General features: G+C 61.0%; 24 protein-coding genes. 13 read left to right on the top strand and 11 right to left on the bottom strand.

Going from position 1 to position 23,319, the window contains the following annotated elements; translation table 11 throughout:
• Position 1: 1 nt before the first annotated feature.
• Both FQ192_RS27715 and FQ192_RS27710 read right to left on the bottom strand, forming a co-directional pair.
• A complete protein-coding gene (locus tag FQ192_RS27715; RefSeq protein ID WP_149661374.1) occupies positions 2-1,246 on the bottom strand; it encodes an FAD/NAD(P)-binding oxidoreductase in 1,245 nt (414 codons plus the stop codon).
• Between the two features lie 38 nt (positions 1,247-1,284).
• The gene (locus FQ192_RS27710) at positions 1,285-1,620 is read right to left on the bottom strand and encodes a helix-turn-helix transcriptional regulator (RefSeq protein ID WP_149661373.1); all 336 of its coding nucleotides are present in this window, start codon (positions 1,618-1,620) and stop codon (positions 1,285-1,287) included.
• A 104-nt stretch (positions 1,621-1,724) separates the two neighbouring features.
• On the opposite strand from FQ192_RS27710, the gene FQ192_RS27705 reads away from it, so the two are divergent.
• Positions 1,725-2,588: an MBL fold metallo-hydrolase gene (locus FQ192_RS27705; protein ID WP_149661372.1), complete on the top strand. Its 864-nt coding sequence runs from the start codon at positions 1,725-1,727 to the stop codon at positions 2,586-2,588.
• Between the two features lie 127 nt (positions 2,589-2,715).
• On the opposite strand, the gene bkdR is transcribed toward FQ192_RS27705, so the two are convergent.
• On the bottom strand, positions 2,716-3,201 hold the full coding sequence (bkdR, locus tag FQ192_RS27700; RefSeq protein ID WP_123408806.1) for a Bkd operon transcriptional regulator BkdR: 486 nt from the start codon (positions 3,199-3,201) through the stop codon (positions 2,716-2,718).
• Between the two features lie 186 nt (positions 3,202-3,387).
• Here bkdR and FQ192_RS27695 point away from each other — a divergent pair, with 186 nt between their 5' ends.
• The 5 genes from FQ192_RS27695 (at position 3,388) to FQ192_RS27675 (ending at position 9,616) form a co-directional block, all read left to right on the top strand.
• Entirely contained in the window at positions 3,388-4,623 is a 1,236-nt protein-coding gene (locus tag FQ192_RS27695) for a 3-methyl-2-oxobutanoate dehydrogenase (2-methylpropanoyl-transferring) subunit alpha (protein ID WP_149661371.1), read from the top strand.
• Position 4,624: 1 nt separating this feature from the next.
• Complete coding sequence (locus tag FQ192_RS27690) at positions 4,625-5,683, top strand: alpha-ketoacid dehydrogenase subunit beta (protein ID WP_149661370.1); 1,059 nt, start codon at positions 4,625-4,627, stop codon at positions 5,681-5,683.
• Positions 5,684-6,958: a dihydrolipoamide acetyltransferase family protein gene (locus FQ192_RS27685; RefSeq protein ID WP_149661369.1), complete on the top strand. Its 1,275-nt coding sequence runs from the start codon at positions 5,684-5,686 to the stop codon at positions 6,956-6,958. It abuts the gene before it with no gap.
• A 3-nt stretch (positions 6,959-6,961) separates the two neighbouring features.
• Complete coding sequence (gene lpdA / locus FQ192_RS27680) at positions 6,962-8,344, top strand: dihydrolipoyl dehydrogenase (protein ID WP_149661368.1); 1,383 nt, start codon at positions 6,962-6,964, stop codon at positions 8,342-8,344.
• A 252-nt stretch (positions 8,345-8,596) separates the two neighbouring features.
• Positions 8,597-9,616, top strand: a complete 1,020-nt coding sequence (locus FQ192_RS27675; protein WP_149661367.1) for a branched-chain amino acid aminotransferase — start codon at positions 8,597-8,599, stop codon at positions 9,614-9,616.
• A 59-nt stretch (positions 9,617-9,675) separates the two neighbouring features.
• Here FQ192_RS27675 and FQ192_RS27670 read toward each other — a convergent pair whose 3' ends face one another.
• Both FQ192_RS27670 and FQ192_RS27665 read right to left on the bottom strand, forming a co-directional pair.
• A complete protein-coding gene (locus tag FQ192_RS27670; protein ID WP_149661366.1) occupies positions 9,676-10,500 on the bottom strand; it encodes a TIGR03915 family putative DNA repair protein in 825 nt (274 codons plus the stop codon).
• Positions 10,497-11,717, bottom strand: a complete 1,221-nt coding sequence (locus FQ192_RS27665) for a putative DNA modification/repair radical SAM protein (protein WP_149661365.1) — start codon at positions 11,715-11,717, stop codon at positions 10,497-10,499. Before FQ192_RS27665 ends, FQ192_RS27670 begins: the two co-directional genes overlap by 4 nt.
• Positions 11,718-11,875: 158 nt before the next feature.
• On the opposite strand from FQ192_RS27665, the gene FQ192_RS27660 reads away from it, so the two are divergent.
• On the top strand, positions 11,876-12,217 hold the full coding sequence (locus FQ192_RS27660) for a hypothetical protein (protein ID WP_123408798.1): 342 nt from the start codon (positions 11,876-11,878) through the stop codon (positions 12,215-12,217).
• Here FQ192_RS27660 and FQ192_RS27655 read toward each other — a convergent pair.
• Complete coding sequence (locus tag FQ192_RS27655; RefSeq protein WP_149661364.1) at positions 12,163-12,921, bottom strand: helix-turn-helix transcriptional regulator; 759 nt, start codon at positions 12,919-12,921, stop codon at positions 12,163-12,165. The two genes, FQ192_RS27660 and FQ192_RS27655, sit on opposite strands and share 55 nt — an antisense overlap.
• A gap of 82 nt (positions 12,922-13,003) precedes the next feature.
• Between FQ192_RS27655 and FQ192_RS27650 the strand changes: the two genes are divergently transcribed.
• On the top strand, positions 13,004-14,113 hold the full coding sequence (locus tag FQ192_RS27650) for a cytochrome P450 (protein ID WP_149661363.1): 1,110 nt from the start codon (positions 13,004-13,006) through the stop codon (positions 14,111-14,113).
• 4 nt (positions 14,114-14,117) lie between these two features.
• On the opposite strand, the gene dmeF is transcribed toward FQ192_RS27650, so the two are convergent.
• From dmeF to FQ192_RS27635, 3 genes are all read right to left on the bottom strand, one after another.
• A complete protein-coding gene (gene dmeF / locus FQ192_RS27645) occupies positions 14,118-15,044 on the bottom strand; it encodes a CDF family Co(II)/Ni(II) efflux transporter DmeF (protein WP_149661362.1) in 927 nt (308 codons plus the stop codon).
• A gap of 10 nt (positions 15,045-15,054) precedes the next feature.
• Complete coding sequence (locus FQ192_RS27640) at positions 15,055-15,330, bottom strand: metal/formaldehyde-sensitive transcriptional repressor (protein ID WP_149661361.1); 276 nt, start codon at positions 15,328-15,330, stop codon at positions 15,055-15,057.
• 189 nt (positions 15,331-15,519) lie between these two features.
• Positions 15,520-15,858: an FKBP-type peptidyl-prolyl cis-trans isomerase gene (locus tag FQ192_RS27635; protein ID WP_149661360.1), complete on the bottom strand. Its 339-nt coding sequence runs from the start codon at positions 15,856-15,858 to the stop codon at positions 15,520-15,522.
• 175 nt (positions 15,859-16,033) lie between these two features.
• Here FQ192_RS27635 and FQ192_RS27630 point away from each other — a divergent pair, with 175 nt between their 5' ends.
• On the top strand, positions 16,034-17,098 hold the full coding sequence (locus FQ192_RS27630) for a sensor domain-containing diguanylate cyclase (RefSeq protein WP_149661359.1): 1,065 nt from the start codon (positions 16,034-16,036) through the stop codon (positions 17,096-17,098).
• A gap of 11 nt (positions 17,099-17,109) precedes the next feature.
• On the opposite strand, the gene FQ192_RS27625 is transcribed toward FQ192_RS27630, so the two are convergent.
• On the bottom strand, positions 17,110-17,418 hold the full coding sequence (locus FQ192_RS27625; protein WP_149661358.1) for an RcnB family protein: 309 nt from the start codon (positions 17,416-17,418) through the stop codon (positions 17,110-17,112).
• 149 nt (positions 17,419-17,567) lie between these two features.
• Here FQ192_RS27625 and FQ192_RS27620 point away from each other — a divergent pair, with 149 nt between their 5' ends.
• From FQ192_RS27620 to FQ192_RS27610, 3 genes are all read left to right on the top strand, one after another.
• Positions 17,568-18,173 carry a DJ-1/PfpI family protein gene (locus FQ192_RS27620; RefSeq protein WP_149661357.1) on the top strand — a complete coding sequence of 202 codons (606 nt, stop codon included), beginning with the start codon at positions 17,568-17,570 and terminating at the stop codon, positions 18,171-18,173.
• A gap of 155 nt (positions 18,174-18,328) precedes the next feature.
• A complete protein-coding gene (locus FQ192_RS27615) occupies positions 18,329-19,621 on the top strand; it encodes an MFS transporter (RefSeq protein ID WP_149661356.1) in 1,293 nt (430 codons plus the stop codon).
• Between the two features lie 27 nt (positions 19,622-19,648).
• Positions 19,649-20,419 carry a substrate-binding domain-containing protein gene (locus FQ192_RS27610; RefSeq protein WP_149661355.1) on the top strand — a complete coding sequence of 257 codons (771 nt, stop codon included), beginning with the start codon at positions 19,649-19,651 and terminating at the stop codon, positions 20,417-20,419.
• Here FQ192_RS27610 and FQ192_RS27605 read toward each other — a convergent pair.
• Positions 20,409-21,317: a LysR family transcriptional regulator gene (locus FQ192_RS27605; protein WP_149661354.1), complete on the bottom strand. Its 909-nt coding sequence runs from the start codon at positions 21,315-21,317 to the stop codon at positions 20,409-20,411. The two genes, FQ192_RS27610 and FQ192_RS27605, sit on opposite strands and share 11 nt — an antisense overlap.
• 159 nt (positions 21,318-21,476) lie before the next feature.
• On the opposite strand from FQ192_RS27605, the gene FQ192_RS27600 reads away from it, so the two are divergent.
• Complete coding sequence (locus FQ192_RS27600; RefSeq protein ID WP_149661353.1) at positions 21,477-23,288, top strand: monovalent cation:proton antiporter-2 (CPA2) family protein; 1,812 nt, start codon at positions 21,477-21,479, stop codon at positions 23,286-23,288.
• Positions 23,289-23,319: the final 31 nt, after the last annotated feature.

Below are 23,319 nucleotides of genomic sequence, written 5' to 3'. Positions count from 1 at the left end.
CTCAATCGACCTTGGACACGGCAGTCAGCCACTCGCGGCCCTTGAGCATGCCATTCCAGTAAAACCACGGCAGCAGTGTCGCCTTGAGCCACCACGCCGAACGACGCGGCACGGTGGGGTCGAGGGGAAAGGTCGGCAGCAACTTACCGGCATAGCCAAATTCGGCGAGGATGACCTTGCCCTTCTCCACCGTCAGCGGGCAGGAACCGTAGCCGTCGTATTTGAGCGGCAGCGGCTGTTGCTTGCGCAGGGCCAGCAGGTTTTCGGCGACCACCACGATCTGCTTGCGCACGGCGGCGGCGGTTTTGGCGTTGCTGGTGGAGCAGATATCACCGAGGCCGAAGACCTCGGGGTAACGCACGTGTTGCAGCGTGTGCAGGTGCACTTCGCACCAGCCGGCGGCGTCGGCCAAAGGGCTTTGCCGGATGAAATCCGGGGCTACTTGCGGCGGCACGACGTGCAACAGGTCGAAGGTTTTTTCTTCAACGGTGACCGTGCCGGCCGCGTCCTTGACCTCGAACCACGCGGTTTTCGCCGGGCCATCGACCTTGATCAGATTGGAAGTGAAGGCCAGCCGCGCGTTGTACTTTTCGATGTACTTCATCAGCGGCGGCACGAACGTCGGCACGCCGAACAGCGCGGCGCCGGCGAGGTTGAACTCGACATCGATGGTGCTGAGCACACCGCTTTTGAGCCAGTGATCGCAAGACAGGTACAACGCCTTTTGCGGCGCCCCGGCACATTTGATCGGGATTGGCGGCTGGGTGAAGATCGCCTTGCCACCGCGCAGATTCTTGACCAGTTCCCAGGTGTAGGCCGCGTGTTGATAGCTGTAGTTGGAAGTCACGCCGTGTTGGCCGAGGGACTCCTGCAAACCTTCGATCTTCTCCCAGGCCAGGCGCAGGCCGGGGCAGACGATGAGGTGTTGATAGCCGACGGTGCGACCGTCGTCGAGGGTCAGGTGCTTGTTGTCGGCGGCGATATCAGTAACAGCCGCTTGCAGCCAGGTGGCTTGACGCGGCATGACGCTGGCCATTGGGCGCACGGTGTCTTGCAGGTTGTAGGCGCCACCACCGACCAGGGTCCAGGCCGGCTGATAGAAATGCTGGGGATTGGGTTCGATAACGGTGATGTGCAACGACGGATCGCGCTTGAGCAGGCTGGCAACAACACCAATCCCTGCCGTGCCGCCGCCTATTACCACGATGTCTGCACTGATGGTTGGGCCCCAGTGTTGATCGTTCATTGGTTGTCCCTATTTACTTCTGCACGCATTTAGTCGGGTCAGGCCCAGCTTTTTAATACCGCCCCGCAATACAGGCCGGACAGGGTCTTCATCACCTGGATGACTTCGTGGCTGGCCAGCCCATAGAAAATGTATTTGCCTTCACGCCGAGTCGCGACCAGGCCCTCGTCGCGCAAGATGCCCAGCTGTTGGGACAGTGTGGGCTGGCGCACGCCGGTCATGGCTTCCAATTCGCCCACATTGCGTTCGCCCTGGGTCAATTGACAGAGAATCAGCAAGCGATCCTCATTGGCCAAAGCCTTGAGCAACGCGCAAGCTTTGGAGGCCGATGCCCGCAGTTGGGCGACTTCACCTTCGGTCAGACTGGATTGCATTTGCAGGATGCCTTCGACGTCACTTAAGCTGCAGACATTATGTGTAAACATAAAGTGTTGCAACCGGTTACTGTCTTCCCACTCCTTTCACAGGTTCGTGTCCCATGCCCGCGCTGATTGAAGCCTTCCTCGACCCCGCCTCGTCCACCTACAGCTACGTGATCTACGAGCAGGCTGGCGGGCAATGCGCGATCGTCGACCCGGTGCTCGATTACGACCCGGCGGCCGGGCGCACCACCACGGCCCAGGCTGATCGCGTAATTGAGTTCGTGCGCGAACACCAATTACAGGTGCAATGGCTGCTGGAAACCCACGCCCACGCCGATCACCTCTCCGCCGCACCGTACCTGCGTCGCGAGCTGGGCGGGAAGATTGCGATCGGGCAGTCGATCAGCAAGGTGCAGGGCGTATTCAAGACCCTGTTCAACCTGGAGCCGGAATTTTGTGTGGATGGCTCGCAGTTCGATCACCTGTTCGCCCCGAACGAGTCGTTCATGATCGGTAACCTCAAGGCCACCGCGCTGCACGTGCCCGGCCATACACCGGCGGACATGGCGTATTTGATCGATGGGGATGTGATTCTGGTGGGCGATACGCTGTTCATGCCGGATGTCGGCACGGCGCGTTGCGATTTTCCGGGGGGCAATGCGAACCAGTTGTTTGCTTCGATTCAGAAGCTGCTGGCCTTCCCTGCCGGTGTTCGGCTTTACGTTTGCCACGATTACCCGCCTGAGGGCCGTGAGCCTGAGTGCCAGACCACCGTGGGTGAGCAGCGCAAAAGCAACATTCACGTGCATGACGGTATTGATGAAGCGGCGTTCGTGGCCATGCGTACGCAGCGTGATGCCGGGTTGGGCATGCCGAATTTGCTGCTGCCGGCGATTCAGGTGAATGTGCGGGCGGGGAATATGCCGCCGGCTGAGGAAAACGGCGTGACCTACCTGAAGATCCCGATCAACAAACTCTAACGCTTGATCGTTCCCACGCTCCGCGTGGGAATGCCGCCAGGGACGCTCCGCGTTCCGCTTCGGATGTGACGCAGAGCGTCACGGGATGTATTCCCACGCGGAGCGTGGGAACGATCAGTGGACGCCTTCAGGCGAGGGTCAAGCCATTCGCCGGCAATGGCAGCGCGGTTTTGTAGCGCACTTGCTTGAGCGCAAAGCTCGAACGAATGTTGGCAACCCCGGGCACTTTGGTGAGGAAATCCATCATGAAGCGCTCCAGCGACTGAATCGTCGGCACCAACACCCGGATCAGATAATCCGGATCCCCCGCCATCAAGTAGCATTCCATCACTTCCGGGCGATCGGAAATCGCCTCTTCGAAATGCGCCAGCGCCTCCTCCACCTGCTTCTCCAGGCTGACGTGAATGAACACATTCACATGCAGCCCCAGCAGGTCGGCATCCAGCAGGGTCACTTGCTCGCGAATCAGGCCCAGTTCTTCCATCGCCTTGACCCGGTTGAAACACGGCGTCGGCGACAGGTTCACCGAACGGGCGAGGTCAGCGTTGGTGATGCGGGCGTTCTCCTGAAGACTATTGAGAATGCCGATATCGGTACGGTCCAGTTTGCGCATGAGACAAAACCACCTGTTATTTTTGTTTAGGAAGATTTTTTATCCTCAAATGACTGCCAACGCAACGAAACACAGAGAAATATTCTCCTGCGCCGGGCCTATGATGTTTGTAGGACAAGATTTCCATTAACCGTGGAATGACCGTCAGCTCACTACAAAAAATTCACAAGATCGAGCGTAGAAGCCATGAACCAAGCGTACGAACCGCTGCGCCTGCACGTTCCCGAACCTTCGGGCCGTCCCGGCTGCAAGACCGACTTCTCCTACCTGCATCTGACTGACGCAGGTCTGGTGCGCAAACCCCCAATCGACGTAGAACCGGCCGACACCGCTGATCTGGCCAAGGGCTTGATTCGTGTGCTCGACGACCAGGGCAACGCACTGGGTCCATGGGCCGAAGGCGTGCCGTCCGAGATCCTGCGTAAAGGCATGCGCGCCATGCTCAAGACGCGGATTTTCGACAACCGCATGGTGGTCGCCCAGCGTCAGAAAAAAATGTCGTTCTACATGCAAAGCCTCGGCGAAGAAGCCATCGGCAGCGCCCAGGCCCTGGCCTTGAACATCGACGACATGTGCTTCCCCACCTACCGTCAGCAAAGCATCCTCATGGCCCGCGAAGTGCCGCTGGTGGACCTGATCTGCCAACTGCTGTCCAACGAGCGCGATCCGCTCAAGGGCCGGCAGCTGCCGATCATGTACTCGGTACGCGATCACGGCTTCTTCACCATTTCCGGCAACCTCGCCACCCAATTCGTACAAGGTGTGGGCTGGGGCATGGCGTCGGCGATCAAGGGCGACACCAAAATCGCTTCGGCCTGGATCGGCGACGGCGCCACCGCTGAATCGGACTTCCACACCGCCCTCACCTTCGCCCACGTTTACCGCGCGCCGGTGATCCTCAACGTGGTCAACAACCAGTGGGCGATCTCGACGTTCCAGGCGATTGCCGGTGGTGAAGCCACCACGTTCGCCGGTCGTGGCGTCGGTTGCGGGATTGCCTCCCTGCGGGTCGATGGCAACGATTTCGTCGCGGTCTACGCCGCCTCTGCCTGGGCCGCCGAACGGGCGCGCCGCAACCTCGGGCCGACCATGATCGAATGGGTCACCTACCGCGCCGGCCCGCACTCCACCTCCGATGATCCTTCGAAATACCGTCCCGCCGACGACTGGAGCCACTTCCCGTTGGGCGATCCGATCGCGCGCCTCAAGCAGCACCTGATCAAGATCGGCCAGTGGTCCGAAGAGGAACACACCGTCGTCAGCGCCGAACTGGAAGCCGAAGTCATTGCCGCGCAGAAAGAAGCCGAAACGTACGGCACCCTCGCCGGTGGCCAGACACCAAGCGCCGCGACCATGTTCGAAGACGTCTACAAAGAGATGCCGGAGCACTTGAAGCGCCAGCGTCAAGAGTTGGGGATCTGACATGAACGACCACAACAACCATATTGAGCTGGAAACCGCCATGACCACGACCACCATGACCATGATCCAGGCCCTGCGCTCGGCCATGGACGTGATGCTTGAGCGCGACGACAACGTCGTGGTGTTCGGCCAGGACGTGGGCTACTTCGGCGGCGTGTTCCGTTGCACCGAAGGCTTGCAGAGCAAGTACGGCACCTCCCGGGTGTTCGATGCGCCGATTTCCGAAAGCGGCATCGTCGGCGTTGCGGTGGGCATGGGCGCCTACGGTCTGCGGCCGGTGGCCGAGATTCAGTTCGCCGACTACGTGTACCCGGCGTCCGACCAGATCATTTCGGAAGCGGCGCGCCTGCGTTATCGCTCGGCCGGCGAGTTCACCGCGCCGATGACCCTGCGCATGCCTTGCGGCGGCGGCATCTACGGCGGCCAGACCCACAGCCAGAGCATCGAGGCGATGTTCACTCAGGTCTGCGGCCTGCGCACGGTCATGCCGTCCAACCCGTATGACGCCAAAGGCTTGCTGATCGCCTCCATCGAAAACGATGACCCGGTGATCTTCCTGGAGCCAAAACGCCTGTACAACGGCCCGTTCGATGGCCACCACGACCGTCCGGTCACCCCATGGTCGAAACACCCCGCTGCGCAAGTGCCGGACGGCTACTACACCGTTCCGCTGGACGTCGCCGCCATCGCCCGTCCGGGCAAGGAAGTCACGATCCTGACCTACGGCACCACGGTTTACGTGTCGCAAGTCGCCGCTGAAGAAAGCGGTGTCGACGCTGAAGTTATCGATCTACGCAGCCTGTGGCCGCTGGACCTGGAAACCATCGTCAAATCCGTGAAGAAAACCGGTCGCTGCGTGATCGTTCACGAAGCCACCCGCACCTGCGGTTTCGGCGCGGAATTGGTCGCGTTGGTGCAAGAGCATTGCTTCCACTACCTGGAAGCGCCGATCGAACGCGTCACCGGTTGGGACACCCCCTACCCGCACGCGCAAGAGTGGGCGTATTTCCCAGGGCCGTCCCGAGTGGGCGCGGCGTTGAAACGGGTTATGGAGGTCTGAATGGGCACGCACGTTATTAAAATGCCGGACATTGGTGAAGGCATTGCAGAAGTTGAGTTGTCGGTGTGGCACGTCAAGGTTGGCGACATGGTCGTCGAAGACCAGGTGCTGGCCGATGTCATGACCGATAAGGCGATGGTCGATATTCCGTCGCCGGTGCATGGCAAGGTGATTTCCCTGGGCGGCCAGCCGGGCGAAGTCATGGCGGTTGGCAGCATTTTGATCAGCATTGAAGTGGAAGGCGCGGGTAACTATAAAGAGTCCGCGCAGCCGACAGCCGTTGCCGTTAAAGAAGCACCGGTTGCAGCGGCGCCAAAGGTTGAAGCTGAACGCAAACCGGTGGCGGCGCCGCGTCCTGCGGTCGCGTGCCAGGGCCCGATGGTCGCCCGTGAAGCCGATGAACGCCCGCTGGCCTCCCCGGCCGTGCGTAAACATGCGCTGGATCTCGGCATTCAGTTGCGCCTGGTACGTGGCACTGGCCCGGCCGGTCGCGTATTGCACGAAGACCTCGACGCTTATCTGGCCCAGGGTCAGTCGAATGCCTCGGCACCGGTTGCCGCCGCTTACGCCCAGCGTAACGACGAAGAGCAAATCCCGCTGATCGGCATGCGCCGCAAGATCGCCCAGCGCATGCAGGACGCCACCCAGCGCGCTGCCCACTTCAGTTATGTCGAGGAAATCGACGTCACCGCCGTGGAAGAACTGCGCGCGCACTTGAACGAAAAACACGGTGCGACTCGCGGCAAGTTGACCTTGCTGCCGTTCCTGGTCCGCGCCCTGGTCGTTGCCCTGCGCGACTTCCCGCAGATCAACGCCCGTTACGACGATGAAGCCCAGGTCATCACCCGCCTCGGCGCGGTGCATGTCGGCGTCGCCACCCAGAGCGATATCGGTTTGATGGTGCCCGTGGTGCGTCACGCCGAAGCCCGCAGCCTGTGGGACAGCGCGTCGGAAATCTCGCGTTTGGCCACCGCTGCACGCAATGGCAAGGCCAGCCGCGATGAACTGTCCGGCTCAAGCATTACCCTGACCAGCCTCGGCGCGTTGGGCGGCATTGTCAGCACGCCGGTGCTGAACCTGCCGGAAGTGGCGATCGTCGGCGTGAACAAAATCGTCGAACGCCCGATGGTGGTCAAAGGCCAGATCGTGATTCGCAAGATGATGAACCTCTCCAGCTCCTTCGATCACCGGGTGGTCGACGGCATGGACGCGGCGCAATTCATCCAGGCCATTCGTGGCCTGCTCGAACAACCCGCCTCCCTGTTTGTGGAGTAGGAAATGCAAAACTTGAACACCACGCTGCTGATCATCGGCGGCGGCCCTGGCGGTTACGTGACAGCGATCCGTGCCGGCCAGTTGGGCATTTCGACCATTCTGGTGGAAGGTGAATCGTTGGGCGGTACTTGCCTGAACATCGGCTGCATTCCGTCGAAGGCGCTGATTCACGTCGCCGAGCAGTTTCACCAGACCCAACACCACAGCCAGCATTCGGCTCTGGGTATCAGCGTTTCGGCGCCGACCCTCGACATCACGAAAAGCGTCGAGTGGAAGGACGGCATCGTTGATCGCCTGACCACTGGCGTGTCGGCGCTGCTTAAAAAGCACAAAATCCAGGTCATCCAGGGTTGGGCCAAGGTCATCGACGGCAAGACCGTTGAAGTCGGCGACACGCGGATCCAGTGCGAACACCTGGTGCTGGCCACCGGCTCCAAGAGCGTGAACCTGCCGATGCTGCCGATTGGCGGGCCGATCATCTCCTCCACCGAAGCCCTGGCGCCGAAGTCCGTGCCTAAACGGCTGATCGTGGTCGGTGGCGGTTACATCGGCCTGGAGCTGGGGATTGCCTATCGCAAGCTCGGCGCCGAGGTCAGTGTGGTCGAGGCCCAGGATCGTATCCTGCCGGCCTACGACGCCGAACTGACGCACCCGGTGCACGAGGCGCTGAAGCACCTTGGCGTCAACCTTTACTTGAAGCACAGCGTGCAAGGCTTTGATTCGGCTAGTAATACGCTGCAAGTGCTTGATCCGAATGGCGACGTTTTGAATCTTGAAACTGATCAGGTATTGGTGGCCGTCGGTCGCAAGCCGAACACTCAGGGCTGGAACCTGGAAGCGCTGAATCTGGCGATGAACGGTTCGGCGATCAAGATCGACAACCGCTGCCAGACCAGCATGCGCAACGTCTACGCCATCGGCGACCTGAGCGGCGAACCAATGCTCGCGCACCGGGCCATGGCCCAGGGCGAGATGGTGGCTGAGCTGATCAGCGGCAAATCCCGCGAATTCAACCCGACGGCCATCGCTGCCGTGTGCTTTACCGACCCGGAACTGGTGGTGGTCGGCAAGACGCCGATTGAAGCCGAAGCGGCCGGTCTGGACTGCATCGTTTCCAGCTTCCCGTTCGCCGCCAATGGCCGGGCGATGACCCTGGAGTCGAAAACCGGCTTCGTGCGGGTGGTCGCTCGTCGGGACAATCACCTGATTGTCGGCTGGCAAGCGGTGGGCGTGGGCGTTTCGGAGTTGTCGACCGCGTTCGGCCAAAGCCTGGAAATGGGCGCGCGGCTGGAAGACATCGCCGGCACCATCCATGCGCATCCGACGCTGGGCGAAGCGGTGCAGGAAGCGGCGTTGCGGGCGCTTGGGCACGCGCTGCACCTCTGACTGATCGTAACGGATCGTTCCCACGCTCCGCGTGGGAATGCAGCCCGGGACGCTCCGCGTCCCAAAGCGGACGCAGAGCGTCCGTTGAGGCATTCCCACGCGGAGCGTGGGAACGATCAGCGCGCGGGGAACGATCAAAGGAATGCATTCCAGGCTGCGAAACCGGCCCGGAATGAAGTATTGTTGTCCCCATCCAAAAAAACGTCAGAAGCCTTGAACCGTTTCGGCGGTTGTTCAGTGATAGAGGGTGTCATGGGTAACGAGAGCATCAATTGGGACAAGCTGGGTTTTGACTACATCAAGACCGACAAACGCTATCTGTCGTACTGGCGCAATGGCGAGTGGGACGCAGGCACCCTGACCGAAGATAACGTGCTGCACATCAGCGAAGGCTCGACTGCCCTTCACTATGGCCAGCAATGCTTCGAAGGCATGAAGGCTTATCGTTGCAAGGACGGCTCGATCAACCTGTTCCGCCCGGACCAGAACGCCCTGCGCATGCAACGCAGCTGCGCACGCCTGCTGATGCCGTTCGTGGAAACCGAGCAGTTCATTGAAGCCTGCAAAGCCGTGGTCCGCGCCAACGAGCGTTTCATCCCGCCTTACGGCACTGGCGGCGCGCTGTACCTGCGTCCGTTCGTGATCGGCGTGGGTGACAACATCGGCGTGCGTACCGCCCCTGAGTTCATCTTCTCGATCTTCGCGATTCCGGTCGGCGCTTACTTCAAGGGCGGCCTGACTCCGCACAACTTCCTGATCTCCAGCTACGACCGCGCCGCCCCACAAGGCACCGGTGCGGCCAAGGTCGGTGGCAACTATGCCGCCAGCCTGATGCCCGGCTCCCAAGCCAAGAAGGCGCACTTCGCTGACTGCATCTACCTGGACCCGATGACCCACACCAAAATCGAGGAAGTCGGTTCGGCCAACTTCTTCGGGATCACCCACGACAACAAGTTCGTGACCCCGAACTCGCCGTCGGTCCTGCCAGGCATCACCCGCCTGTCGTTGATCGAACTGGCAAAATCGCGTCTGGGTCTGGAAGTGATCGAAGGCGATGTGCTGATCGACAAACTGTCGGACTTCAAGGAAGCCGGCGCCTGCGGCACCGCTGCCGTAATCACCCCGATCGGCGGCATCAGCTACAACGACCACCTGCACGTGTTCCACAGCGAAACCGAAGTCGGCCCGGTCACCCAGAAGCTCTACAAAGAGCTGACCGGCGTACAGACCGGCGACATCGAAGCGCCAGCGGGCTGGATCGTCAAGGTTTGACCTGACGTCCGTTGCACAAAAGCCCCCCATCGAGTGATCGATGTGGGGCTTTTTGATCTTCAGCGCTTCATGCCAATCCGTTTCCCCTGCCTCCCGGCAATCCCGCTCGCCTGCCCGTCCTGCTGCTTACCCGTGCGCGCCTGGGTGATCAACCCCGGAATCAACACGCCTTCGGGCAGGTTCTTCCAGAACCGCGCTGGCAAATGCCCTTGCATGACCTTCGGGTTCAACCGCGCCGGGTTGAAGATGTGGCTGTAGTAGGTCAGCCACATATCGCCGTGGGGATCGTCGACGTTCTGCGCCAGTTGTTGCCATTCAACCGGGCATTGGCGTTGGTGGATCAACTGCTCGCCATCGTAATAGACGCCGTCGCGGGGTGTGGCGATCAACCAGCGGTGGCGGCCCATGCGCCCGACAAAGTGCTCGCTGGCGCTGTGCAGGATGTCGTGGGCCGGTTCATGCCACGCCACGTATTGCGGGCCTTCGGCATGCTTGGGCCGCTCGACGAACCGCACAAACGCATGCAAATGATGGGCTTCGCGCTGCACCTGCTTGATCCGCCGCTGCAGCTCACTGCCGAGCTTGTCACCGGCCAGCATCGCCGTGCGATCACCATGACTGACCCGCCACAACACCTCATAGAGCAGGCTCCAGCGCTGATCGCCACGATAACGGGCGGCGCTCTCCAGGATGCCGAGCAAGGTCAATGGAATGCGCGCCTGAAACGGACCATTGCCAGCGGGCGGCGCATCGTCGCTGGCAAACAGGTCGGTGACACCTTCCGACGCCCAGCTGACCAGGCTCGGATCGATCTCATGGCTGAGCAACCACCGCGCCTGTTGCCGCCAGGTGTCAAACAGGTCGTCACAGTCCAGGCTGATCATCCCCACAACCCCATTTGTTGCGGTTGCGGCCGGTCCCGCAGTTGCTGATAGAGCAAATGGCTGGTGACTTCCGCCTGCTGGGGGTGGTAATCGCTGGTGATAAAGAACGGCTTGGCCTTGGCCAGCACGCAACGCATGCGCGCCAGGTCTTCATAGCGTATGCGCCGCTGTTGGCGCAGCGCCACCAGACGTTCGGTGGTGCGCAGGCCAATCCCTGGAATCCGCGCGATCAACGAAGCCTCAGCGCGATTGAGGTCCAGGGGAAACACGTCGCGATTTTCCAGCGCCCAGGCCAGTTTCGGGTCGATGTCCAGGGCCAGATCCCCCGGTCCCTTGAACAACTCGCCAGCGGTGAAGCCGTAGCTGCGCAGCAGAAAATCGGCCTGATACAAACGGTGTTCGCGCATCAGCGGCGGCGCCGCCAGGGGCACACTTTTCGGGCTGTTGGGGATCGGGCTGAACGCCGAGTAATAGACCCGCCGCAGGCGATAGCTGCCATACAGCGCCTGGGCGCTGTGGAGGATGGTGCTGTCATCGGTGTCATCGGCGCCGACGATCATCTGCGTGCTCTGCCCGGCCGGGGCGAATTTCGGTGACCGAGGTTCATTGAGCACGGTTTGCTCGCCGGTGTAGATGGTCTGCATCGCCTGCTTGATCGAGCCCAGTTGCTTTTCCGGGGCCAGGGTTTGCAGGCTGAGGTCGGTCGGCAGTTCGATATTGACGCTCAACCGGTCGGCATAGCGCCCTGCTTCGGCAATCAGCGCCGAATCGGCTTCGGGAATGGTCTTGAGGTGGATATAGCCGCGAAACTCATGTTCTTCGCGCAACAGCCTGGCCACGCGGATCAGTTGTTCCATGGTGTAGTCGGCCGAGCGGATGATCCCCGAACTGAGAAACAAGCCGCTGACGCAGTTGCGACGGTAGAAATCCAGGGTCAACGTCACCACTTCTTCCGGACTGAATCGCGCCCGAGGCACATCGCTGGAACGGCGATTGACGCAATACTGGCAGTCGTAGAGGCAGAAGTTGGTCAGCAGAATCTTCAGCAACGAAACACACCGCCCGTCCGGCGTGTAGCTGTGGCAAATCCCCATGCCATCGGTGGAACCCAGCCCGCTCTTGCCTTCGGAGCTGCGCTTGGGCGCGCCACTGCTGGCGCAGGACGCGTCGTACTTGGCGGCGTCGGCGAGAATGCTGAGCTTGTCGATGAGTTCCATGGGGCACGCCTTATACTGTTCGTATATACAGTATCGCTTCGCCCTTCGACGCACAACCCGCAGATGCACCCCTCGTCGGATCAGAGGAAATCGGCGCCCGCCTCAATTCATTACTAAACTTGCGGCGTGCAACCGCCATCGACAGGTATCGACACACCATGGGCAAATTCTGGCGCAAGTATCTGGCCTTGCTGGACACCGACTTCACCACGCAGGTGTTCGACAACATCAAGAACCTGCTGGTCTGCGCTTTACTGTTTGCGGCGGGCACCAATGCGTTGCACAGCGAACATCACCCGTACATGGGGCTGCTCACCTCGGACGTCGCGGGCTGGGCGCTGATCGCGGTCTCTGCGCTGCTGATGCTGCTCAGCGTCAGCGACGGCTTGCGTCGCTTGTCACGGCTGCCGTATCACACGGCGTTCCAGGTGATTCTGTTTTTGATCTACCTGGTGCTGGCGGTGCGGGTGGTGGAGTACGTCTGGGATTTCCGGGCGTAGGAAAGATCGGCCGGCAACACCAGATCAAACCGCACACCCATCTCCTTGCGCCCCGCCGCCGTCAATGCCAACGCCCGACTGTCCAGGCCTTGGGTCACCCATTTACGCTTGATCGCCACCTGCAACAACGCCGCCCCGAGCGAACCACCCAGATGCGGCCGACGCATGCTCCAGTCCAGGCACGGGCAGGCAAAGCGACGACGCATCGTGCTCAAGTCTTTGACTTCGATGCCCAAGCCTTCAAACAACGCCTCACCGCTGTCACTCAGCTGATAAACCTGCTCGTCAGTCTCCAGCAACCACCCCGCCTCAATCATCCGGTCATGCAGCAACACCGCCAGGGTGCCGGCCATGTGGTCGTAGCAGGTGCGGGCGAATTGCAGGCGATCAGGGGTGCGCGAATTGAAAGTGGGCGCGGCGTTCTGGCCGATCACCATCAAGGCTTCCAGCGCCTGGGCCACGCGTTTGTCGGCGAGGCTGTAATACCGATGGCGGCCCTGGACGTGCAGCCGCACCAGCGCCGATTCCTTGAGCTTGGCCAAATGCGCACTGGCCGTGGAGGCGCTGACCTCGGCAATCGCCGCCAGCTCGGTGCTGGTGCGGGCGTGGCCGTCCATCAGCGAACAGAGGATCTTCGTCCGGGCCGGCTCCGCAATCGCGGCGGCGACCTGAGAGACGCCGATGTCGTGCTGTTCAACGTTCATATTTCGCTCCCGGACGAATCAAGGCCGTTGTGAACTGGAGATAGTAGCAACACTTTCCCCACCACGAACAAGGCTGCGACCCATGGACCCGATCATCGCTGCGACTCATGCCGATCCTTATCCCTATTACGCGCAATTGCGTGCAGAGGGCGGGCTGGTTTTTCATCAAGGACTGAAGCTGTGGGTGGCCAGCAGTGCCGCGACCGTGGCGGCGGTGTTGGCGCATCCTGCTTGCCAGGTGCGCCCGGCCGGTGAGCCAGTGCCCAAGACGATTGTTGACGGTTTGGCCGGCGAAGTATTTGGGCGGTTGATGCGGATGAATGAAGGTGAACGGCAGCGCTGTCCCCGGGCGGCGATTGAGCCGGGGTTGGCGTTGATCGACCCTGTCGAAATACAAACGTTGGTCAGTGCACGGTTGATCACCCCGGACGCCGAGGGTTTATCGAAAGCCATGTTTTATGGCCCGGTGTGCGTGGTCGCGACGTTGCTCGGGTTCTCCCCCGCCCAGACCCGAGAGGTCAACGAATTGACCGCTGACTTCGTGGCCTGTCTGTCGCCGCTGAGCACTCGTCTTCAACTGGACCGCGCTCACGAGGCGGCTGAGCAATTGCGGGGGCATTTCTTCGAATTGCTGGATGACCCGGACGTGCACAGCCCTCTGTTAAATGGCATCAAGCAACGCTTCGCTTCTTCGGACAACGAAATGCTGATCGCCAACCTGATCGGCCTGTGCTCGCAAACCTATGAGGCCACGGCCGGGTTGATTGGCAATGCGCTGGTGGCGTTGATTCGCGATCCGTTGTTGCTGCGCGATGTTGACTCGTTCCTGGCCGAAGTCCAACGCCTCGACCCCTCAGTCCAGAACACCCGCCGCTTCGTCGTCGCGCCTTGCGTAATCGACGGTATCAACCTGAACCCCGGCGACACCATTCTGGTGCTGCTGGCCTCGGCCAATCGCGATCCGCAGCTCAACGAGCAACCCGATACATTCATCGTCGACCGCCCAAACCGTCGCAGCTTCACCTTCGGCGCGGGCCGCCATCAATGTCCGGGGCAGACATTGGCGTTGAGCATTGCCAGCGCCACATTGAGGCAAATCCTGGCGATAAATCCTGCGCTGGACGGTTTGACCTGGCACTACCGCCCGTCCCTGAATGGTCGGATTCCACTGTTGACCGAAGCCCAAGCCTGATCACTCAGGCGACGCGGTATTCCACCGTCAGGTGCGACAACTCATGAACAGGCGCCAAACGCTCGCGAATGGCATCTGCACTGACACTGGCCGCCGCCACCACGCTGACGATCGCCGCCCGGGCGTCAGGCCCGACCTGCCAGACGTGCAGGTCGCTGATGGTCACGTCGCCGGGGGTTTCCAGCAGTTCGCGGATTTCTCCGGCCACGTGTTCGTCGGTGGTATCGAGCAGCACGGCGGCGCTGTCGCGCATCAGGCCGTAGGCCCATTTCGCGATCACGACGGCGCCGACGATGCCCATCACCGGGTCGAGCCAGACCCAACCCAGATAGCGGCCGGCCAGCAACGCGGCGATGGCGAGGACCGAGGTCAAGGCATCGGCCAGCACGTGGACGTAGGCTGAACGCAGGTTGTTATCGTGATGATGACCGTGGTCGTGGCTGTGCCCGTGATCATGGCCGTGATGCCCATGATTGCCCGCCAGCAGGAAGGCACTGACGACGTTCACCGCCAGCCCCACCACGGCAATGATCGTCGCCTCGGTGAAGGCCACGGTGGTGGGTTGAAACAGACGCAGGATGGACTCGCCAGCAATGCCCAGCGACACCAGCCCCAGCACCATGGCCGAGGCAAACCCGGCCAGATCGCCGACCTTGCCGGTGCCGAAACTGAAGCGCGCATTACTCGCGTGGCGCCGGGCAAACCCGTAAGCCGCCGCCGCGATGCCCAGGGCCACCGCATGGGTGGCCATGTGAAAACCATCGGCCAGCAACGCCATTGAACCGGTGATATAACCGGCGGCGATTTCGCCAATCATCATCACGAACGTCAACGCCACCACCCACAACGTGCGGCGGCCGTTTTCATCGTGGGAGGCGCCGAGGAACATGTGATCGTGCGTAAAACGAGAAGCCTGGGGTGTCAGTGTCATGGTGTTCGGCCTACTTCGAATAACGGCGGATGGCTTGCAGCAACTCTTCCACGCCCTGGGCGCGCTCTTCGTTGCTGAGGTCGGGATGGGCCACGTGCTCACGGGCGTGGGCGTCGATGAACTGGTCCATCAAACCATTGACCGCGCCACGGATCGCCGCGACCAGATGCAGGGTCTTGGCGCAATCGGCATCGGATTCCAAGGCCTTCTCCACCGCTTGCACCTGCCCGGCAATGCGCCGGACGCGATTGAGCAGATCATCCTTGTGTTCGTGAATGTGCGACATACCTATACCCCCTACCCCTATGTGGCGCGCATAGTCTCTGGAATAGCCCAGGGCGGCAAGGATTTATTCAAGGTTTTTCTGGTGGCCTGACGAACAACGTGATCTTTTGATCTTCATTCGCCAAACATAAAAAACCCGCCCTCCCATAGCACCGGGATGGCGGGGCTTGTCATCTCAAATCACAGCCAATCAATCATCCCGCGTCAAAACTTCCAACAACTCAATCTCAAAAACCAGATTCGAATTCGGCGTAATCGCGCCCATCGTCCGTTCGCCATAGGCTAAATGCGCCGGCACCAGCAGCTTGCGCTTGCCACCGACCTGCATGCCCATAATCCCCTGGTCCCAGCCTTTAATAACCCGACCCGTCCCGATCACACACTGAAAAGGCTTGCCACGGCTATAGGAAGAATCGAACTCGGTGCCGTCTTCCAGCCATCCGCGATATTGCGTGGTGATCAGTGCGCCTTTGACCGCTGCTTTGCCGTCGCCCAGTTCAAGGTCGATTACCTGAAGCTCATCATTCATTACATACACTCGTCTGTTGTCTCCCCCGGAGGGACTTAATGGCCGCCGTTTTCCCAGAATCGCGGGCAATTGGCAACTGTTCGGCGCGGTTTAGCTCTATTTCCGACCGCAACCCTGAACTAAGCTAAGCACCATCAACCCCACGGTTAAAACACCCGATGATGGCCATCCCTGAATGAGTGTCCTCTGGATCTGCGCTGCCATCGGCTTAGTGATGCTTGCCGTGCTGATTGTGCTGGTCTGCCGCCAGTCTGTCCTGCGACGGCAGTTGGCGGAATGCCGCGCGCTGATCGCCAGCCTGTCCACGGCGCAAAATATTCACCTGGACGCTGACGCCGAACGTTTCAAACGCAGCCAGTACTTCGCCCGCATCGGCACCTGGGACTGGGACGTGGACACGGACACGCTGTATTGGTCGGACGCGATCTACGGCATGTTCGGGTTCAAGACCGGTGAAGTCACGCCCTCCTACGCCTTGTTCTGTTCCTGCGTACACCCGGACGACCGAGCCAAGGTCCGCGCCGGCGAGTTGCGTTGCCTGGAAACCGGCGAAAACCATGACGAGGAATACCGCGTGGTCTGGCCCGACGGCACCATCCGCTGGCTGCGCGAGACTGGCAATGTGGTGAAAAACGATCACGACACCACGATCAAAATGATGGGTGTGGTCCGCGACATCACCGAAGAAAAAGCCTCCGCCAGCTACCTGCAACACTTGGCCCATTACGACCCGCTGACCGGCCTGCCCAATCGCCTGGTGCTTGAAGAACGCCTGTCTAAAGCGCTGGAACAGGCGCGCATCAGCGCGACACGGGTGGCGCTGGTGTTTGTCGACCTCAATGGTTTCAAGGCGATCAACGACCATTACGGGCATGCGGCCGGCGACCGGGTACTGGTCACCACCGCCACGCGGCTCAAACGCATCCTGCGCTCAACCGACACCGTGGCCCGGATTGGCGGCGACGAATTCGTGGTGATCCTCCAGGGCCTGCCGCCCGGCATTAATCTGCAAGACGAAGCGCGCAGCATCTGCCAGAAAATCTTCGTCGAACTCTTACCGCCGGTGACGATTGGCAATGACCAGCGCCACATTGGCACCAGCCTGGGCGTCGCGGTGTTCCCGGACCATGCGCCGAGCATGGACCGGTTGATTCACATTGCAGATTTGGCGATGTATGAGGCCAAGCGCAGTGGGAATAATCAGTATCGGTTGGGCATCAAGGCGTTGAGTCCTAGTTAGTGACGGACGAACTAACGCTCCACCGGCGTAACATCCACGATCGTCCCGCTGGTAATCAACACCATCATGTACTTGTCATTGATCTGCACCCACTGCGCGTCAGACGCCGGCGCCTTCAGACCTTTGGCCTTCCAGTTCTTCACGGCTTTTTCGCTGCGCTGATACACCTCCGGCGCACGGTCGCCTTTCACCAGGCTGTGGGCGTTGTTGGCGCCGGGCTGGACGGTTTTCTGCGCTGTTTCGGCGGCCTGGACGATAGGACTGATTGCGGCAATACCGGCGACAAGGGCGAGGCTGGCGATAAGGGTTTTGCTGTTCATCGGTGAACCTCTTGGGATGTCGTGACTACTGAGTTCCGACTGCGCTCGTGGCGAATCATTCCTTACTGTAGCGATGATTCTGCAACTGACTGTACTGGAGGTGTCGCGCCGGCTCGGCGTAGGCTACGAAAAAGCCAGCAGGATTCGCCATGCACGTCGCCATTCTGACCTTCGATGGTTTCAACGAACTGGACTCCCTGATCGCCTACGGCATGCTCAGCCGGATTTCGCTGTTGGGAGATCAGGACTGGCGGGTGAGTATCGCCTCGCCAACACCGCGTGTGACGTCGATGAACGGTTTGACCATCGATGCGCACATCAATCTGCAGCAAGCCTGCGCAGCCGATGCGGTGTTGATCGGCAGTGGCCGCAAGACCCGCGAAGTGGCCGACAACCCGGAGATCATGGCGCAGTTGCAATTCGACCCGGCGCGGCAACTGCTTGGGGCGCAATGCTCCGGCACGTTCCTGCTGGCCAGGCTCGGGTTGCTCGGCGATGCCCCGGCCTGCACCGACGCGATCAGCAAGCCTTGGGTGCAAGCGGCCGGGGTCAATGTGATCAATCAAGCGTTTTACGCCAATGGCAACATCGCCACGGCCGGTGGCTGTTTGGCGTCGCAATACTTGTCAGCGTGGTTTCTGGCCCGGCTCAAAGGCACGCAAGCCGCGCGGGAAGTGCTGCACAATTTCGCGCCGGTGGGCGAGAAAGACGACTATGTCGCGCGGGCGTTTGCGCACATCGAAGCGAGCCTGTAGCGGCATAATCCACAATGTATTGATCCACTTCGAACATCAATACATGCCAACTATGCAATTAACATATCGATGCCTCTGCTCCACTATCCGCCCCAATAAGAACCGTGCGCCGCTCCCACGCAGCGCACGTCATAAAAGCGGTGGAGTACAGATCAATGACAGCCTCAATCCCTTCCGGGCGCTCCCGGGCCAGTGCGATTTTCCGGGTCACCTCGGGTAACTTCCTGGAACAGTTCGACTTCTTCCTTTTCGGCTTTTACGCCACGCAGATTGCTGCCGTGTTCTTCCCGGCCAGCAGCGAATTCGCCTCCCTGATGATGACCTTCGCGGTGTTCGGCGCCGGGTTCCTGATGCGCCCGCTCGGCGCCGTGGTGCTGGGTGCGTACATCGATGACGTGGGCCGGCGCAAAGGCTTGATCGTGACGTTGTCGATCATGGCCAGCGGGACGATCCTGATTGTGCTGGTGCCCGGTTACGAGACCATCGGGCTGTTCGCCCCCGCCATTGTGTTGATTGGCCGCTTGCTGCAAGGCTTCTCGGCCGGTGCGGAAATGGGCGGTGTCTCGGTGTACCTCTCGGAGATCGCCACGCCAGGCAACAAGGGCTTTTTCACCAGTTGGCAGTCGGCCAGCCAGCAAGTGGCGATCATCGTCGCCGCAGCGCTGGGCTATGGGCTGAACCAATGGATGGCGCCGACGATGATTGCCGATTGGGGCTGGCGGATTCCGTTCTTCGTCGGCTGCATGATCGTGCCGTTCATTTTCTTCCTGCGCCGCAACCTCGAAGAAACCGCCGAGTTCGCTGCGCGCAAACACCGCCCGAGCATGGGTGAAGTGTTCCGAACCTTGGCGCAGAACTGGGGGATCGTGCTCGGCGGGATGATGATGGTCGCCCTGACCACCACCGCGTTTTACCTGATCACCGTGTACGCCCCGACCTTCGGCAAAACCGTGTTGCACCTGAGCACGTCCGATGCGCTGCTGGTGACGTTGCTGGTCGGTGTTTCGAACTTTTTCTGGCTGCCGATTGGCGGGGCCTTGTCCGACCGCATCGGCCGGCGTCCGGTGCTGATCGCCATGGCGCTGCTGACCCTGGCGACGGCCTATCCGGCGCTGACCTATCTGGTGAACGCACCGAGCTTCCTCAACATGCTGCTGGTGTTGCTGTGGCTGTCGTTCATTTATGGCTTGTACAACGGCGCGATGATCGCCGCACTCACCGAGATCATGCCGGTGGAAGTGCGGGTCGCCGGGTTCTCCCTGGCGTACAGCCTGGCGACGGCGGTGTTTGGTGGGTTCACTCCAGCGATGTCGACCTTGCTGATCCAGTACACCGGCGACAAGGCCGCACCCGGTTACTGGATGAGTTTCGCGGCGCTCTGCGCCCTCTGCGCGACCTTGTTTCTCTATCGCCGCTCCACCGGCCGCCTGCAACCGGCCGTGTCCTGACCCACCTTTGACTGCGAGAACTATTCGATGAAAACGCTGTTCAACTACGCCGCCCTGCTGCTCATCGCGGGTCTGAGCACCATTGCCCAGGCCGAAGAGCTACACGTGATGACCTCCGGCGGCTTTACCGCGGCTTACAAAATCCTCGGTCCGCAATTCGCCAAGTCCACCGGCAATACCCTCGACACCGCCCTCGGCCCCTCGATGGGCAAGGCGCCGGAAGCGATCCCCAATCGCCTGGCGCGCGGTGAACACGCCGACGTGGTGATCATGGTCGGCTACGCACTGGACGAGTTGATCAAACAAGGCAAAGTCGACCCCGCGTCACGGGTGGAACTGGCGGACTCGCGGATCGGCCTGGTGGTGCGCGAAGGCGCGGCGAAACCTGATATCAGCTCTGTGGAAGGTTTGAAAAAGACCCTGCTCGATGCCCGATCGGTGGCCTACTCCGACAGCGCCAGCGGTGTGTACATCGAGGAGCAGTTGTTCAAAAAACTCGGCATCGAAGACCAGCTCAAGCCGAAGTCGAAGATGATTCCGAAAATCCCGGTGGGCTCGGTCGTTGCCACTGGCGACTACCAACTGGGCTTCCAGCAGGTCAGCGAACTGTTGCCGGTGCCGGGGGTGAGTTTTGTGGCGAAGATTCCCGAGTCGGTGCAATCGGTGACGCGTTTTGCCGCCGGCATTCCGGTGGGCGCGCAACACCCCGCGCAAGCCAAGGCATTGCTCGATTACCTGGCCTCCCCGGCCGTGCAGCCGCAGGTGCAAGCCACCGGCCTGGATTCGGTCACCCGCTGATCGGCTGGATTTTCATTTCCACCACCAGCCGTTCCAGTTCCAGGGCTGCCGGGGTCAAGGTGCGACCCCGGCGTTTGATCAGCCCGACACTGCGCATCACCTGCGGATCGGTCAGCGGCACCCGCGTCAGAATCGGGTGGTCCTGCGCCGGCATCGCCATCATCGGCACCGCCGCCACGCCCAATCCCGCCTCCACCAGCCCGATCATCGTCGTGACGTGACGGGTTTCACAGATGCTCGGCCGCTGCGGCACCACGCCGGCCAGCGCCTGATCCAGCAAAAAACGGTTGCCCGAGGTCTTGTCGAGCGAGATGTAGTCCTGCCGGTAAAACTCGTCCCACGTCACGCTGCTGCGCCCGGCCAACGGATGATCGCGGCGACAGGCCACCACATAACCTTCTTGCACCAAGGGTTCGAAATCGACCTCGGCCTCCAGCGTGCCCATGAAACTCAAACCGAAATCCGCCTCGCCGTTGACCACTGCGCTGAGTACATCGTGGGCGCTGGAATCGAGGACCTTGACCTTGATCCGTGGAAATTGCCGGTGGTAGTGGGCAATCACCCGCGGCATGAAGTAGTACGCCGCCGACGGCACACACGCAACGGTGACGTGGCCAAGCCGGGTCGAGGAGACTTCGCTGATGCCGAGCAGCGCCACGTCCAGGTCGTCCAGCAAACGCTCGACGCTGGGAATGAAGCCGCGCCCGGCCTGGGTCAGGCTGACCTTGCGCGTGGTGCGCTCGAACAGCTTCACACCGAGGGCATCTTCGAGTTTTTCGATGCGCCGGCTCAGGGCAGGCTGGGAAATGCGCACGGTGTCGGCGGCCTTGCGAAAACTGCCCTGTTCGACCACGGCGCGAAAGGCTTGCAGGTCGTTGAGGTCGAAATTGATGGCCATGTTGCGCACTCGCAGGACGGGCAGATTGATCAGCTTATCCTATGAATGTAACCAATTGATGCGAATTGTAACAACTGTACCGCTAAGCTTTGCTGACGCATCCGGTTACAGCCTTTATCCTTGGCCCCCCATGCCGTACCGAGTCTTTGGAGTTTTGCCATGCCCCATGAAGGCAACTTGTTGCAAGCCGCTGTCGTGTTTCTGTTCGCGGCGGTGCTCACCGTGCCTTTGGCCAAGCGTCTGCAATTGGGCGCGGTGCTGGGTTATCTGTTTGCCGGGGTGATCATCGGGCCGTCGGTGCTGGGCTTGATCGGCAATCCGCAAAGCGTCAGCCACATCTCGGAACTGGGGGTGGTGTTGCTGCTGTTTATCATCGGCCTGGAGCTGTCACCGCGACGATTGTGGGTGATGCGTAAATCGGTGTTCGGCGTCGGGCTGGCGCAGGTGTTGCTTACAGGGTCGGTGATTGGCGTGCTGGCGTTGTTTGTATTCGGCCAGAGTCTGAATAGCTCGATTGTGCTGGGCCTGGGTCTGGCACTGTCGTCCACGGCATTCGGTTTGCAAAGCCTGGCCGAGCGCAAGGAACTGACCAGCCCCCACGGGCGGCTGGCGTTCGCGATTCTGTTGTTTCAGGACATCGCTGCGATCCCGTTGATCGCCATGGTGCCGCTGCTGGCCGGCGGTGATCACACCAGCAGTGCCGCCGAAGACTTGAATCACGGTTTGCGGGTGCTGGGCAGTATTGCGGTGGTGGTGATCGGCGGGCGTTACCTGCTGCGGCCGGTGTTCCGGGTGGTGGCCAAGACCGGCCTGCCGGAAGTCTCCACCGCCACCGCATTGCTGGTGGTGATCGGCACCGCATGGCTGATGGACCTGGTCGGCGTGTCGATGGCGTTGGGCGCGTTCCTTGCCGGGTTGCTGCTCGCGGACTCTGAATACCGCCATGAACTGGAAGCGCAGATCGAACCGTTCAAGGGTTTGTTGCTGGGATTGTTCTTCATCAGCGTCGGCATGGGCGCCAACCTGAGCCTGCTGCTGAGCGCGCCGGTCGCCGTGTTGGGGCTGACCCTGCTGCTGATCGCGATCAAGCTCCCGCTGCTGTTTGTCGTCGGACGCCTGGCCGGTGGCTTGGGCAAGGTCAGTGCGATTCGCCTCGGCATCGTGCTGGCGGCCGGTGGTGAATTTGCGTTCGTGGTGTTCAAGATCGGTCGCGACCAGGGCTTGTTCGAGCCGCGCCTGTACGACTTGCTGGTGCTGACGATTACCTTGTCCATGGCGGTAACGCCGCTGTTGCTGCTGCTGTGCGCGCGGCTGTATTCGCCAAAAGTGCAGCCGGTGGTGGTGCCGGAGAAATTCCGCGAAATCGACACCGACGCCCCACGCGTGGTGATTGCCGGCATGGGCCGCATGGGCCAGATCGTTGCGCGGATCCTGCGGGCGCAGAACATCAAGTTCGTGGCGTTGGACACGTCGGTGGAAACCATCGAACTGTCCCGCAGCTTTGGCGGCGTGCCGGTGTTCTACGGCGACCCGATGCGCCCGGAAATCCTCAGTGCGGCCAAGGTCGAGCAGGCGGAATACTTCGTGATCGCCACCGACGACCCGGACACCAACATCAAGACCGCCGAGCTGGTGCACAAGCTCTACCCGCACATGAAAATCATCGCTCGGGCGCGTAACCGTCAACACGTGCACCGCTTGGTCGACCTTGGCGCCGAAGCGATTCGGGAAACCTACTATTCCAGCCTGGAAATGAGCCGGCGTACGCTGGTGGGCCTCGGGTTGACCCAGGCCCAGGCCGATGCGCGGATCAAACGCTTCAAGCATCACGATGAACAAGTGCTGGAAGCGCAGCATGCGATTTACGACGATGCGGCAAAGGTCTTGCAGAGCGCGCAGGAAGCGCGGGCCGAATTGGCCAAGTTGTTTGAAGCGGATCAGTTGGAAGAACAGGAATCGGGTAAGGCTTGATCCTGACCTGATCGCCTGATCGTTCCCACGC

It is taken from the genome of Pseudomonas sp. ANT_J12, assembly GCF_008370045.1.
Classification (GTDB): Bacteria; Pseudomonadota; Gammaproteobacteria; order Pseudomonadales; family Pseudomonadaceae; genus Aquipseudomonas.
Note: the sequence above shows the minus strand (reverse complement) of the source record. Positions and strands in the feature narration are given on the sequence as shown.

Excerpts from the sequence above, each read along its gene's own strand:
- FQ192_RS27715 (WP_149661374.1), bottom strand. The coding sequence starts at position 1,246 with ATGAACGATCAACACTGGGGCCCAACCATCAGTGCAGACATCGTGGTA.
- FQ192_RS27710 (WP_149661373.1), bottom strand. The coding sequence starts at position 1,620 with ATGCAATCCAGTCTGACCGAAGGTGAAGTCGCCCAACTGCGGGCATCG.
- FQ192_RS27705 (WP_149661372.1), top strand. The coding sequence starts at position 1,725 with ATGCCCGCGCTGATTGAAGCCTTCCTCGACCCCGCCTCGTCCACCTAC.
- bkdR (WP_123408806.1), bottom strand. The coding sequence starts at position 3,201 with ATGCGCAAACTGGACCGTACCGATATCGGCATTCTCAATAGTCTTCAG.
- FQ192_RS27695 (WP_149661371.1), top strand. The coding sequence starts at position 3,388 with ATGAACCAAGCGTACGAACCGCTGCGCCTGCACGTTCCCGAACCTTCG.
- FQ192_RS27690 (WP_149661370.1), top strand. The coding sequence starts at position 4,625 with ATGAACGACCACAACAACCATATTGAGCTGGAAACCGCCATGACCACG.
- FQ192_RS27685 (WP_149661369.1), top strand. The coding sequence starts at position 5,684 with ATGGGCACGCACGTTATTAAAATGCCGGACATTGGTGAAGGCATTGCA.
- lpdA (WP_149661368.1), top strand. The coding sequence starts at position 6,962 with ATGCAAAACTTGAACACCACGCTGCTGATCATCGGCGGCGGCCCTGGC.
- FQ192_RS27675 (WP_149661367.1), top strand. The coding sequence starts at position 8,597 with ATGGGTAACGAGAGCATCAATTGGGACAAGCTGGGTTTTGACTACATC.
- FQ192_RS27670 (WP_149661366.1), bottom strand. The coding sequence starts at position 10,500 with ATGATCAGCCTGGACTGTGACGACCTGTTTGACACCTGGCGGCAACAG.
- FQ192_RS27665 (WP_149661365.1), bottom strand. The coding sequence starts at position 11,717 with ATGGAACTCATCGACAAGCTCAGCATTCTCGCCGACGCCGCCAAGTAC.
- FQ192_RS27660 (WP_123408798.1), top strand. The coding sequence starts at position 11,876 with ATGGGCAAATTCTGGCGCAAGTATCTGGCCTTGCTGGACACCGACTTC.
- FQ192_RS27655 (WP_149661364.1), bottom strand. The coding sequence starts at position 12,921 with ATGAACGTTGAACAGCACGACATCGGCGTCTCTCAGGTCGCCGCCGCG.
- FQ192_RS27650 (WP_149661363.1), top strand. The coding sequence starts at position 13,004 with ATGGACCCGATCATCGCTGCGACTCATGCCGATCCTTATCCCTATTAC.
- dmeF (WP_149661362.1), bottom strand. The coding sequence starts at position 15,044 with ATGACACTGACACCCCAGGCTTCTCGTTTTACGCACGATCACATGTTC.
- FQ192_RS27640 (WP_149661361.1), bottom strand. The coding sequence starts at position 15,330 with ATGTCGCACATTCACGAACACAAGGATGATCTGCTCAATCGCGTCCGG.
- FQ192_RS27635 (WP_149661360.1), bottom strand. The coding sequence starts at position 15,858 with ATGAATGATGAGCTTCAGGTAATCGACCTTGAACTGGGCGACGGCAAA.
- FQ192_RS27630 (WP_149661359.1), top strand. The coding sequence starts at position 16,034 with ATGAGTGTCCTCTGGATCTGCGCTGCCATCGGCTTAGTGATGCTTGCC.
- FQ192_RS27625 (WP_149661358.1), bottom strand. The coding sequence starts at position 17,418 with ATGAACAGCAAAACCCTTATCGCCAGCCTCGCCCTTGTCGCCGGTATT.
- FQ192_RS27620 (WP_149661357.1), top strand. The coding sequence starts at position 17,568 with ATGCACGTCGCCATTCTGACCTTCGATGGTTTCAACGAACTGGACTCC.
- FQ192_RS27615 (WP_149661356.1), top strand. The coding sequence starts at position 18,329 with ATGACAGCCTCAATCCCTTCCGGGCGCTCCCGGGCCAGTGCGATTTTC.
- FQ192_RS27610 (WP_149661355.1), top strand. The coding sequence starts at position 19,649 with ATGAAAACGCTGTTCAACTACGCCGCCCTGCTGCTCATCGCGGGTCTG.
- FQ192_RS27605 (WP_149661354.1), bottom strand. The coding sequence starts at position 21,317 with ATGGCCATCAATTTCGACCTCAACGACCTGCAAGCCTTTCGCGCCGTG.
- FQ192_RS27600 (WP_149661353.1), top strand. The coding sequence starts at position 21,477 with ATGCCCCATGAAGGCAACTTGTTGCAAGCCGCTGTCGTGTTTCTGTTC.